At 45.4% G+C, this 12,658-nt stretch carries 13 protein-coding genes and 1 other RNA gene; 6 read left to right on the forward strand and 8 right to left on the reverse strand.

Translation table 11 applies throughout. The features are described 5' to 3' along the window. Positions 1 to 32: 32 nt before the first annotated feature. The 7 genes from CI595_RS06600 to CI595_RS06625 all read right to left on the reverse strand — a co-directional run bounded on the left by CI595_RS06600 (position 33) and on the right by CI595_RS06625 (position 5,477). On the reverse strand, positions 33 to 1,040 hold the full coding sequence (locus CI595_RS06600; RefSeq protein WP_243135117.1) for an ABC transporter permease: 1,008 nt from the start codon (positions 1,038 to 1,040) through the stop codon (positions 33 to 35). Further along, positions 1,037 to 2,029, reverse strand: a complete 993-nt coding sequence (locus CI595_RS06605; RefSeq protein ID WP_095172509.1) for an ABC transporter permease — start codon at positions 2,027 to 2,029, stop codon at positions 1,037 to 1,039. The genes CI595_RS06600 and CI595_RS06605 overlap by 4 nt, the downstream gene beginning before the upstream one ends. Further along, positions 2,029 to 2,874, reverse strand: coding sequence for an ABC transporter ATP-binding protein (locus CI595_RS06610; RefSeq protein WP_095172510.1), 846 nt, complete (start codon positions 2,872 to 2,874; stop codon positions 2,029 to 2,031). The genes CI595_RS06605 and CI595_RS06610 overlap by 1 nt, the downstream gene beginning before the upstream one ends. After that, positions 2,871 to 3,023 carry a hypothetical protein gene (locus tag CI595_RS26330; protein ID WP_167388449.1) on the reverse strand — a complete coding sequence of 51 codons (153 nt, stop codon included), beginning with the start codon at positions 3,021 to 3,023 and terminating at the stop codon, positions 2,871 to 2,873. The genes CI595_RS06610 and CI595_RS26330 overlap by 4 nt, the downstream gene beginning before the upstream one ends. A 96-nt stretch (positions 3,024 to 3,119) precedes the next feature. Continuing rightward, positions 3,120 to 4,199 (reverse strand): sensor histidine kinase, encoded by a 1,080-nt coding sequence (locus CI595_RS06615; RefSeq protein WP_330397256.1) that lies wholly within the window; start codon positions 4,197 to 4,199, stop codon positions 3,120 to 3,122. Between the two features lie 2 nt (positions 4,200 to 4,201). Continuing rightward, on the reverse strand, positions 4,202 to 4,867 hold the full coding sequence (locus CI595_RS06620; RefSeq protein WP_095172512.1) for a response regulator transcription factor: 666 nt from the start codon (positions 4,865 to 4,867) through the stop codon (positions 4,202 to 4,204). 286 nt (positions 4,868 to 5,153) lie between these two features. Further along, entirely contained in the window at positions 5,154 to 5,477 is a 324-nt protein-coding gene (locus CI595_RS06625; protein WP_095172513.1) for a sporulation initiation factor Spo0A C-terminal domain-containing protein, read from the reverse strand. A 240-nt stretch (positions 5,478 to 5,717) separates the two neighbouring features. Here CI595_RS06625 and CI595_RS06630 point away from each other — a divergent pair, with 240 nt between their 5' ends. Continuing rightward, complete coding sequence (locus CI595_RS06630; RefSeq protein ID WP_095172514.1) at positions 5,718 to 6,206, forward strand: GNAT family N-acetyltransferase; 489 nt, start codon at positions 5,718 to 5,720, stop codon at positions 6,204 to 6,206. 211 nt (positions 6,207 to 6,417) lie between these two features. Here CI595_RS06630 and ssrA read toward each other — a convergent pair. Continuing rightward, positions 6,418 to 6,769: a transfer-messenger RNA gene (gene ssrA / locus CI595_RS06635) on the reverse strand. A 187-nt stretch (positions 6,770 to 6,956) separates the two neighbouring features. Between ssrA and CI595_RS06640 the strand changes: the two genes are divergently transcribed. The 5 genes from CI595_RS06640 (at position 6,957) to CI595_RS06660 (ending at position 12,620) form a co-directional block, all read left to right on the forward strand. After that, a complete protein-coding gene (locus tag CI595_RS06640) occupies positions 6,957 to 7,727 on the forward strand; it encodes a Tim44 domain-containing protein (protein WP_095172515.1) in 771 nt (256 codons plus the stop codon). Positions 7,728 to 8,055: 328 nt separating this feature from the next. Beyond that, complete coding sequence (locus CI595_RS06645) at positions 8,056 to 8,730, forward strand: response regulator transcription factor (RefSeq protein ID WP_095172516.1); 675 nt, start codon at positions 8,056 to 8,058, stop codon at positions 8,728 to 8,730. Positions 8,731 to 8,733: 3 nt separating this feature from the next. Further along, the gene (locus CI595_RS06650; RefSeq protein WP_095172517.1) at positions 8,734 to 10,203 is read left to right on the forward strand and encodes a sensor histidine kinase; all 1,470 of its coding nucleotides are present in this window, start codon (positions 8,734 to 8,736) and stop codon (positions 10,201 to 10,203) included. Positions 10,204 to 10,296: 93 nt separating this feature from the next. Beyond that, positions 10,297 to 10,971, forward strand: a complete 675-nt coding sequence (ung, locus tag CI595_RS06655) for a uracil-DNA glycosylase (protein WP_095172518.1) — start codon at positions 10,297 to 10,299, stop codon at positions 10,969 to 10,971. A 14-nt stretch (positions 10,972 to 10,985) separates the two neighbouring features. Continuing rightward, complete coding sequence (locus tag CI595_RS06660; protein ID WP_095172519.1) at positions 10,986 to 12,620, forward strand: putative polysaccharide biosynthesis protein; 1,635 nt, start codon at positions 10,986 to 10,988, stop codon at positions 12,618 to 12,620. Positions 12,621 to 12,658: the final 38 nt, after the last annotated feature.

Consider the following 12,658-nt stretch of genomic DNA (forward strand, 5'->3'; position numbering starts at 1 on the left):
CCGGCCGCTGTAAAGCATATGAGTTTTCCTGCCTAGGAACTTTTGCGGTGATTTATAAAAAGATATACGGTCAGCCAGACAATACAGTGAAACAGAAGCACACAGATGTATTCCGGTATTTGTCTGGCAGACCCGGTTATGAGATCCAGAATTCCGTAAAAAGCCGCGCTGGATGGCAGCAGATACGTTAAGGTATACAGAACGCTGTCTTTTGAAAGAACCAGATAGAACAGCACCGGAGGTGCGAGAAACAGTATCATAATTATCTTGATGCAGACAATCCCGGACATAAGCCCATCTGAAAATTGTCCAATGAACAATCCCACAAGAGCAGCTAAGAAAGCGGACAACATAATGATCAAGACCAAGGGGAGCATCATGCGGGATTGTATATGCGTACAGATTAATGCTGTGAGAACAGCGGACAGCACGGCACCCATATACCCAAGAGAAATTTTCTGGACCATATAGTTCATCTTAGTCATAGGTATCACTTCATTAACAAATCCAATACCATCTTCTTTTTCGCTGATCATATTCATAGCATTGAATGTACACCCCATGAACAGTGCAGTTACCAGTGTAATGGCGGTCAAAAGTGATCTTAAACTATCATTGCTTTTGCCCGGCTGAATATCCATTTCATAGGAGGATAGTTTTAAGCGCTCCTTATATAGCTGTGGGAGGGTATTTCCTATAACAGTATTTACTTCCAGTTCATCACCGGAAAGAATAGCTGTAATGTCCTCTCCTTTTTGTATCACTCCAATAAGCTGTGTGGAAGGTTCATTGACTGCGATCCTCAGATCTCCCATATTCTCAAAAGTTTCCACCCGGCCTATGCTCTGAAGCCAAGAGGCAGTATCAGGTCTGAGATTTCCTTTGACGGCAGCAAAAGCAGTTTCACTGACAGAGGTGAAGCCAATGCTTGACAGCAGGTTGATAGCTAATCCGGCCAGGATAGGAAGGAGAAAGGTCAGAATACACATCTTGTCCCGGCGAATGTTTTTTAATTGAAATTTTATCCCAAGCAATGTCATCCCTCCTTTGCCATTTCCCGAACCAGTGCCTGGCGGACGGCTGTAAACAATAGGATAATAGCAGCTGTACAGGCAGTATAGTAGAGAATTCCCGCCGGTTTTACACCGAAGTATGCGTTTTTCATAGCCATAAACAGGTGATACATAGGATGGTACACGATCCAGTCCAAGGAAATACCCGTCTGTCCTACAAGAAATACAGGTGTTGTGATAAATACGGCAAATATAAGATACAGAAGAGAAAACTGCCGGAAACCCTGCAGGCATATAGCAAAGAAGAAGCCAGTAAGTGCCATGATAGCCGAAAGGATACCTGCCTGGACCATAACTGCAGGCAGTACAGAAAATCCCCCCAAAAGTCCCAGGTTTATCAGTGTGAGCAAAATGGAGAAGATTAAGTCTGCCAGAACGAAGAGTGTCAGTTTTGTGAGAATAAAGGCTGTCCGGCTTACCGGCAGTGTACTGTGTACCCGGATCACCCCCATCTGTTTTTCTTTGTATAGTGTTGAGGCCAGGCCAAGAAAACCTACCGCGGACAATTCAAAAAAGAGAAACTCGCAGGTGATCTCCCGCCGGCTTTTCATCTCTTTGTCATGAGCGCCTATGATTTCAGCTTTTGTTCGGTCTATAGAAGAAAGCAGTGACACTGCATAAGCTGCCCGGCTGTTGTCTGTGCTCTCCAAACCGGAAGAGACCATATATATCCGCGGAATCTGACCTGAAGCGTCGATGCCTACGGCATAGCCGTCTGAACAGGCTTCCTGCAGTTGCTTGAGGGTATCTGCTTTCACGGTTTTTTGTGCGGCTACAGTTTGAATGCCGTGAGGATCATAGAGGTATACCGGGTAAATTTCCTGATCCAGGCGTACATAGACCAGATGGATATAGCTGGAGTAGAGAATTAGGGAACCAAGCGCCAGCAGGAAAAACTTTGAAGCCACCATCAGGCGCAGATCTTTTTTAGCCAAAGACAACAGCGCATGTCCCATTATATCAGCCCCTTTCCTGTATATTGGATAAAGATGTCCTCTAAAGTCGGTTCTTTTGTATGGATACTTATGATCTTATCATGGGGAAATGGGAAAGCCTGGGTCAGCCGGGGCAGTTCAAGACTGAGAGAACAGCGTTTGTTTTCGTAGGTATATACGATTTCCGCTGCATTGCCGCTCCTTTGCTCTTTTAACCTTTTAGGTGTGTCCAGCGCTTTGATCTCACCGTCGGCAATAAAAGCCACCCTGTCACACAGCAGGTCAGCGTCCATCATGTTATGGGTGGTGAGAAAGACAGTAGTGCCTTTTCGGCGTTCCTGCTCAATGATCTTCCGAAACAGGACTGCACCTGATGGGTCAAGTCCACTGGTTGGTTCATCCAGAAACAGTAGTCTGGGATGATTCATCAAAGCTCTGGCCATACTGACACGCTGTCTCATTCCTTTTGAATAAGAAGATACCGGTTTTTTCAAAAAATCTTTTTTAAATTCCAACATCTCTAAAAGTTCCATTGCATCCCTTCTTTTACCCGCCGGATAGAAAGAGGCAAAATAATTCAGGTTATCGAGAGCGCTCAAATTAGTATAAAGATATGGAAATTCAAAAAGAACACCTATTTCATTCCGGAAGTCCTTTTGGCCTTCATTTGGTTTTTGTCCGAAAAGTGACACCTCACCATGGTAACCCCCAAGGATTCCTGTTAATATCTTCTGCGTTGTGGATTTGCCGGAACCATTTGGTCCCAAAAATCCGAAAATTTCTCCGTCTGTCACAGAGAATGTAAGGCCATGCAGCGTTTCACGGGCCTTTTTATAAGAAAAGCGCAAGTCTTTCACGTCGATCATGATCCTTCCCCCCATTTATCTTTCTGCTGTCTCTCTTTATCCGAACGGTGTCTGCTCCACCATTTCACAAAAATAACTTTAAGAGGTAAGGAGAGTATGAAAATCACAGTGAGCATAAGCCACCAATACCATTTAAGTCCTAATAACATAAAATCACCTCCCTTGTATAAGAGAGTTTATACAGGGAAGGTGAAGTCAGTATGAGGCTGCTGTGAAGTTCATGTGAAATTATGCCTTGCAGTTGGTTATGTGAGAAAGGGAAAGGAAAAGTAGAATTCTACCCCGTTATCCAGATTTTGTACCCCATAAGGAGCCTGATAGAGGCAGAGAACCTGAGCTACAATTGCCAGTCCTAAGCCGGAGCCGCTGCCGGCAGTATTTTGTCCGCGGTAGAACTTGGACCAGATTTTGGGAAGATCCTCATCCGGGATCGGGCAGCACTGGTTATATAGGGAAAAGAGCAGTTCCTTTTCCGTACAGCTTATTGTAAGACGGATTTCTCCCTTTTTTTGGACATTTTTTCCGGCGTTTTCAAAGAGATTGTCCAGCACCTGTTCCATGCGTTTGGGGTCTGCCTGAATGAGAACGGGATGATCGGGAAGCTGGTAAGTGAAACGATAATCACGATCCGGGGTGTCGAGAAGAAGGCGGCCTGCAGATGTCTCTGCCAGTTCAATGAAATCAAAGGTTTCATCTAAAAGCTCTGCGGAACCGGCTTCCATTGCAGACAGATCCAGCAGTGATACAAGCATACGGTTGATCCGGTCCTCAGCAGATAATATGGCATGGATATACTGCTGCTTTTTTGTATCATCCACCTCGTCTATTAACCCTTCTGCATAGGCACGTATAAGTCCCAGGGGCGTTTTCATTTGGTGAGACAGGTTATCAGTCAGCTCTTTTCTCTGAGCCTGCAGGAGCCGTTCTTTCTGCATATCCTTTTCAAGCTGGATATTTGCACACTCCAGTTTCTGCAGAGCATCCTGCAGATTAGCGGACATGGTATTCAGGTTTTGTGAAAGTCTGCCAAACTCATCATTAGACTTGATTTGGCAGCGCGCAGTAAGATCCAGACGAGCCATTCGCTCGGCTTCCCGGTTAATTTCATTTAAAGGTTTAGAGATCAGACGACCAAACAGATGATCTATACTTGTGATAACGGCTGCCATAAGAATAAACCATATCAGAAAGGCGAAACTGCGGTTTGTGGGAAGCTCTGAAGTAAAAAGGTAGAATAAAACAATGATTCCTCCCACCAGTTTTGAAAGCAGAAGGGTTTTTTTGCGGACAGTGTTCAAGTGAAATGCAGATACTATTTTTTCCATAGTCATACCTCAAACTTATAACCGGAGCGGATAAGGGTTACAATATGCTGTCCTTCACTGCCCAGCTTTTGGCGCAGGGTTTTCATATGGGTATCCACTGTTCTGGTATTTCCCTCAAAATCATATCCCCAGATACGGTTAAGGAGCTGGTCACGGGAAAAGACCTGATTTTTATTCAGCATAAAGAGGCGCAGCAGTTCAAATTCTTTATGAGTCAGAACCGTGTCCCTGCCGCAGACGGTGACCGTGTGGGAGGAGAGCTGCATTACGATTTCCCCGGCTGTTACAATATCATGGGGATTGACGGACATGGCCCGGCGCAGAAGGACATTGATTTTTGCGAGAAGTAATTTAGGGCTGAAGGGCTTTGTGATATAATCGTCAGCTCCGTACTCATAGCCTTTTAATTTATCTGTCTCGCTGTCTTTTGCTGTGAGAAAAATGATGGGAATATTACACATTTCCCTGGCGATTCGGCATACAGAGAGTCCGTCCAGATGGGGCATCATAATATCAAGCACTGCCAAATCTACAGGATTGTTTTTCAAGATTGTCACAGCGTCTATACCGTCATCAGCCGTTATACAGGTATGTCCGCCGCGGCGCATATAGTCCGTAAGGATTTCCTGCATACCTTTTTCATCCTCTGCTATTAATAAGAGAGCCATTTTTGCCTCCTTTTGTATTTGCTTTATCCTGTAAGGACCTGTCATAATATAGTAGAAAAGGTACGGACAGGGACTTACCTGTGTCAGCGGTCATGAAATCCGCTGGATTCGATTTCATTATATTACGTTCTAAAAGGGAATGCAAACAGAAAGAGAGCTGTCCACTTAGGAGGCATCAGATCACATATCATCCGGCAGACAGCCCTTTTTAGGTGATGTGCATTGGTGTGAGATTTATTTTTGCATTCAGGACAGGTAATTCAGTTATGGAGAAATCCGCGGTAATTCATTTATTGCAGTACACTTTGTAGGCAATAATATCTATGAATTCGCTGTTTGAAGGGCATCTGGAGAGTTTATACCCGGATAGTTCCTGCAGATATGCTTTATTATTATCCCAGCATTTTTCTATTACAGTCCGGATGTCGCGTTCCACACTGACTTTGGTAACCCCATATTTATGGGCAATGACAGGGTAGATATCCTTTGTCACTTTAAGACACTCATCATAATTTTCGGCGGCAATATGAATGGCGTCCAGCAGATAGCGGTACCCCTTATATTTTGATGTGATGCCGAATTGGCGTATGATTCTATCCTTTGTATGCATATTTATTAACCCTCCTCATATTTTCTATAATATTATAGAGGAGAAAGCTGTCAAGGAAGGAAAGTTCGACATTATAATACAAAAAAAGACCTCCGGTCCCTTTTTTTTCACCCTGCCGGACCGTTTAGGCACGGGCCAGTGTTTGACAGTTTAACCTTGCAATAGTAAAATTGTCCTGTAGCGTCATCGTATTAAAAAAGTACATCATGTATTCTATGGAATGCGGAAAGGCGGGATATTATGGCAGCAGCCAAAAGAGCCATGGATTTCGTACCGGCGAAGCCGGAAGATACACGGAGTCTGCGTCTTCTTGCTTGGAAGTCAGAAGCTCACTGGGGATATAAAAAAGAATTTATGGAGGTATTTGACCATAAGTTTAATATCACAGAACAGTTTATTTTAGAAAATCCGGTTTATGTGTGCCGGGAAGGTGGGAACCCAGCTGCATTTTGGGGCCTGAGGCGGAATGCAGAACAAGGGGAGCTGGAATACTTTTATGTGGCGGAGCAGGAGATTGGCAGAGGATACGGAACGCAGATGTGGAACCATATGACTGGCTGGTGCAAGGCACAGGGGATTCTAACAATACATTTTGTCACCAGCCCTCAGGCCACAGGATTTTATGAAAAAATGGGTGCCGTACAGGATGGAGAGTCAAAATCTATAGTGGACAATCGGCCGGTTCCGCATTTTGTATATGATATCAACAACAGCCAGACATTCCGGTGAACATCGCACGGGGAGTATTGGTGTAATGGGTCTAAATAAAAGGGCTCCCTTATAATAAAGGAACCCTTTGTCATTGGAGTAAAACGTAACGATCCGAATGCTGTGAAAAGTTCGGATCCGTTACATTTTAAGTAAAGCAGAGCCATTGAATCCAAACTTCATCCGGATTCAATGGCTCTGTGCAGGTAAGCCGCTTCCGGCGGCTTACATATAGTGGACCTGGCGGGAATCGAACCCGCGTCCGAAAGTCTATCCCTTGAGGCATCTCCCATCACAGTCATTCTTTTAACATTCCCTTATACAACCGCCGGATGACAGGCTGATGTACTTAGTAGCTTCATAAATCTTTTACTTTCTCAAAGCTTTGAAAGTAAAGGGCCCTGCAAAGTCGATGCCGGATTCCCAGGCAGCAGGTGACCTGGGGCCGACAAGCTGCAATTAGGCAGCTAACGCTAAATTATTATTGTCTGCGTTTATATTTAAGTTCCAGGTTGGTACGCAGTCCCGGAGTCTGCGGATGGCTTCCTCAACTTCAAAACCCCCGTCGAAACCAGTACAAGCCCATTTCTGGACTTCACTGTGGAAGTGTATTATAGATTATCACTTTATTATGATTTTGTCAAGGAGAAATGAAAAAAGTTTACCAGTCTTGACAGATATTTATGTCTGGGATAGACTTATTAAAAAGAAATAAAAGGGGAGAGCATAGTATCCGGGCAGCATGACGGTTTCTTTGCAGATTTGGGAAATATGAAGTTTTTTAATAAAAAAAGAAAATTGCGGCATGGTTTTTTGCTTTTGGCAATACTGATGATCATTCTTGCAGTGCCTGTCTGGGGACGGGCCGGCGGAGGGGGAAGCTCAGGAGGCGGCGGAAGTTCAGGAGGCGGGGGCGGATACAGCGGCAGCTCCGGCGGAGGCAGTTACCACAGCGGCCGTTCCTCATCCCGCAGCAATTTAGTGGGAAATATTGTTTTCGGGGTCAATGCCGTTTTGATCACCTGCGGCGGAGCTATTGTGTTTGCCCTTAAATCAAAAAAGGCGGCCATGAAAAGCAAAAATTTAATGCGGCAGTATGAAAAAATCGGCGGTAACTGGGATTACCGGGAAGTGCAGCGTCAGGTAGAGGAAGCCTACTTTCAGATCCAGGAGTGCTGGAGGCGGATGGATGCAGGCTACGCGGCGGCTTATCTCAGCGAAGAACTGCTGGAAGACTTTAATATGAAAATCCAGTGGATGGAAGTGAGGGAGGAAGCGGTGGTTCAGAAGCATGTAAAGCTTTTGAGCGCTGTGCCTGTGAGTGCTTACGATGAGCTGGGGGAGGAAAACGATTGTATCTGGTATCTGATCCACGGCAGTATGGTGGGCTATTATATGAACAGGAACACAAGGATCTGTGTGCGCGGCAACACAAAAAAAGAGAGCTTTTATGAATACTGGAAATTTATTTACCGAAATGAACGCTGGGTACTGCATGAGATCAGGCAGCAGGATGAAATGGATATCAATCAGTTTATATAAAATTAATTGTGGGTTACCATTCACAGCCGCTGTCCCGTCAAGTGCTTTTTAGGTGTCTGCTTATGAAGCCCCTAAGGCCGCCAGCGGGGTATGGTGCAAAATACTCGATTTATGTGTATCGTGAAACGTATTAATATTACTGTTCACAGATTCAACAAAATTTTCTGATATATTTAAGTACATACAATGGAACGATTCAGCCGCCAGGCAGAATCCCATGGCCAAAAGTTTTTATATGGATTTTTGCCAGTGATTGTAAAGGAAATGAACCGTTATCATAGAGTAGATCGGACAGATAAGTCTGCAGAGATAGAAAGAGGGAACCGATATGGAAAAATGCAAAATACTGGTAGTGGATGATGAGAGCAGGATGCGCAAGCTGGTGCGGGACTTCCTGGTAAAGAAAGATTTCGAGGTGCTGGAGGCCGGCGACGGTGAGGAGGCACTGGATATTTTTTATGCTACAAAGGATATTGCTCTTTTGATCCTTGATGTGATGATGCCTAAGATGGACGGCTGGGAAGTGTGCAGGGAAATCCGCAGGGAGTCAAAGGTTCCCATCATCATGCTGACTGCCAGAGGCGATGAGAGGGACGAGCTTTTGGGATTTGAGCTGGGGGTGGATGAGTATATTGCAAAGCCTTTCAGCCCCAAGATATTGGTTGCCAGAGTGGAGGCTATTCTGAGAAGAGCCAATATCTGCGGAAACAGTGATGTTTTGTCGGCGGGTGGTATTGAGGTGAACAAAGCTTCCCATATTGCCACTATTGACGGGCAGTCCATGGAGTTGAGCTATAAGGAATTTGAACTGTTGACGTATTTCCTGGAAAACCAGGGAATAGCACTTTCCAGAGAGAAAATCCTGAATTCTGTATGGAATTACGATTATTTTGGAGATGCCCGTACCATTGACACCCACGTAAAAAAGCTTCGCAGCAAACTGGGAGATAAGGGTGAATACATTAAAACAATCTGGGGCATGGGATACAAGTTCGAGGTATAAAACATGAGAAAATCAATTAAGGTGCGTCTGGCAGTATCTTTTATCGGAATTATGCTTTTATCGCTCTTGTCTATTACGGCGGTGAACCGTTTGTTTTTGGAGAAATATTATATTTCCAGAAAAGCGGATTCTCTGGAAACCGTATATAAAGCATTAAACGAACAGGCTTATAATGACCCGGAGGGCAGGACGCACCTGCAGGGACTCTGTATTGAAAAAAATATTTCCTGGGTACTTGTGGATGTGAGCACACAGGACTGGACCATCATAGCCAATGACGGGCGTAATCCCGATCTGCTGGCTACCAGGCTTCTATTTGGATATATCTGGGGAATGATGCCGGAAAACAGGGAGGTCATTACAGACAATGATTCCTACACGCTGGAGCAGAATACAGACGACAAAGAGAACGTAGTCTATCTGGACATGTGGGGTGTGATGAAGAACCGAAAGTGTGCCTTTTTGATCCGTATGCCCATGGCAAGTATCCGGGACAGTGTGGAGATCTCGAATATATTCTATATTTATATAGGACTTCTTGTGATCATGATTAGCAGTGCTGCAATTTGGTTTATGAGCAAGAGGATCACAAAACCGCTGTTGGAACTGACGGAGATCTCAAGGCGTATGAGTAATCTGGATTTTGAAGCCAGATATGAAGGCGGAGGCGAGGATGAGATCGGCACGTTGGGCCAGAACTTCAACAAGATGTCCGAGGAATTGGAGCATACCATATCTGAACTGAAAACAGCCAACAATGAACTGCAGGAGGATATTGAGCAGAAGAAACAGATTGATGAGATGCGCAAGGAATTCCTTTCTAATGTTTCTCATGAGCTGAAGACCCCTATTGCGCTGATCCAGGGGTATGCTGAGGGATTGAAGGAATGTATCAATGACGATGCGGAGAGCAGGGAGTTTTACTGTGATGTGATCATGGATGAATCTGCAAAGATGAACAATATGGTAAAAAAACTACTGACCCTGAATCATCTGGAATTCGGCAATGACCAGGCTGCCATGGAACGATTTGATCTGACAGACCTGGTAAGGGGCGTGGTACAGTCTGCGCAGTTGCTGGCAGACCAGAAAGGCGCCCAGATCTCCTTCCCCCAGTCTGAGCCTGTGTACGTGTGGGGAGATGAATTCAAAGTGGAGGAAGTGGTGACAAATTATGTGTCCAATGCCCTGAATCATGTGGATGGAGAGATGAAGATTGAAGTGAAGATGATGAGAAGGGAAAACCATGTGCGCCTCTCTGTCTTCAATACAGGAAAACCTATCCCGGAGGAGGAACTGGATAAAATCTGGATAAAATTCTATAAGGTGGACAAGGCACGGACCCGGGAGTACGGGGGAAGCGGTATTGGATTGTCAATTGTAAAGGCTATTATGGAGAGTATGCATCAGAAGTTCGGCGTGGTCAACTATGACAACGGTGTGGAATTTTGGTTTGAACTGGAAGAAAAGTGATGACGGAAAGAGGATGACAGGCGACACCTCCTTGCATTTTTCGATGGATTCTGCTAAACTAGAGAACATGATAAAAATGCAGGAGGGATGATTATGCCGCCTTTACAGGGAGAATGGCTGGAGGCTTTGAAGCCGGAATTCGGAAAAACATATTATAAACAATTGTTCGCCAAGGTGGGGCAGGAGTACCAGATGAGAAAGATATTCCCCACACCGGATGATATTTTCAATGCATTTCATTTTACCCCTTTAGATCAGGTAAAAGTGGTCATATTGGGACAGGATCCTTATCACAATGACGGGCAGGCTCACGGCCTGTGTTTTTCTGTCAAGCCGGATGTGGAAATCCCCCCTTCTCTGGTGAATATTTACCAGGAACTTCAGGAAGACTGCGGCTGTTATATACCCAACAACGGATATCTGGAGAAATGGGCAAAACAGGGTGTTTTGCTTTTGAATACAGTTCTGACTGTACGGGCTCACCAGGCCAATTCTCACAGAGGGATCGGCTGGGAGGAGTTTACGGATGCGGCGATCCGTATTCTGGATGAACAGGACCGTCCCATGGTATTCCTTTTGTGGGGAAGACCGGCACAGATGAAAAAGAGTATGCTGCACAATCCAAACCACCTGATTCTGGAAGCACCTCATCCAAGTCCGCTGTCTGCATTCCGCGGATTTTTCGGATGCCGTCATTTCAGCAAGGCAAATGCCTTTTTGCAGGAACATGGCCTGGAGCCAATTGACTGGCAGATAGAAAACAGATAAAGGAATTTGGACAAATGGGTAAAAAGAATAGTAATACATTAGTGAAAAATGCGTCTTTTTTAATGGTTGCGGCGCTGATATCTAAGATTATCGGAATGATATACAAAAGTCCCTTGTCTTCGCTCCTGGGAAGAGAGAGCTTTGCCTGCTTCCAGTTCGCGCAGAATGTATATTTTATCCTGCTGATGATCGCATCCTTCAGTATTCCGCAGGCTGTATCCAAGATCATGTCGGAGCGGATCGCATTCAAAAGATACAGAGACGCGCAGAGGGTGTTTAAGGGCGCTCTTTTATATGCAGTGATAGCCGGAGGCGCTGTTGCCCTCATATGTGTGTTCGGTGCTTCGATCCTGGTACCGGACAGCGTGGCAAATGCCAGACTGGCGCTTCAGATGCTGGCCCCTACTATTTTCATATCGGGTATTCTTGGGGTGTTCAGAGGATATTTCCAGGCCTACAGGAATATGATGCCCACGTCTATCTCGCAAATCGTAGAACAGATAGCGGTTGCGGTTGTGGCACTATTGATGGCCAATTTTATGGTTCATCATTTTGCAGGTGCAGGGGAAGATACGCTGCAGAGATGGAGCGCAGCCGGGGCGACCATTGGTACGGGAGCCGGTGTTACGGCAGCGCTTCTTTTTATGCTGTTTGTGTACAGCGTGAACAGGAAGACGATCAACCGCAGGATTGCCAGGGACAAGGTTTCTGTGGATGAGAGCTATCAGCAGGTCATGAGAAATATTGTGCTGATCGTGGCGCCCATCATTCTCAGCGCATTTATTTATAATGTGAATGGTTATATCAATGGTGTGATGTACACCAGCATTTCAGATTTCAGAGGTATGGATAATAGCCAGGTAAAAGTTCTGTATGCAGAGTTTGGATTTTTTATGACTCTGATCAATATTCCCCTGACGCTGGCTAGTACGGCTCCTACCTCCATGATTCCGGAGGTGTCCGCCCATTATGCCACAGGGGATGTGAAAGGTGCCATTGAGAAGATAAATAATGCCACATGGATCAGTATGCTGATTTCCATGCCGGCTTCCGTGGGGCTTGCCGTGCTGGCACAGCCGGTAACCGCTCTGCTTTTCCCTTCCACAGAAGGCGTAGCGGGACAATTGATGGTGCTTGGGGTGATCACGGTTATCCTGAACAGTACATCCAATATATCAAATGGGGTTCTGCAGGGCATCGGAAGGGCTAATGTCCCCATGATCAACGCGGCAATTTCCCTGGCTGTGGATATTGTATTTTTGGCGGTCCTGCTGTTTTTTACCGATGCGGGAATCTATGCCGTGGTCATTGCCATGATCGTATATGCCATTGTTATGTGTGTGCTCAATGACAGGGCCCTGAAGAAATACCTGGGATATCAGAATCCATGGAAATATGCTTACCTGCCTCCGTTTTTGGCAACAATCCCCATGGGGATCGTTGCGTTTGCCGTGTACAAAGGTGTGAGATTTCTGGTAAGATCACTGCCGCACTCCAATCTGCTGGCCTTGATCCCTTCGATTGCGCTGGCTGCTGCCGTGTATTTCATTTCCTATCTCTTTATTGCAAAACCATCCAGACAGGAACTTCTGTCCCTGCCGGGAGGGACAAAGCTTATAGTGCTGGCCCAAAAACTGAGGATCATCTGACAAGATCATAAGAAAATCATAAGAAAAGCCAGCGGGCA

This window comes from Blautia hominis (assembly GCA_002270465.1).
GTDB classification, from domain to species: Bacteria; Bacillota; Clostridia; order Lachnospirales; family Lachnospiraceae; genus Blautia; species Blautia hominis.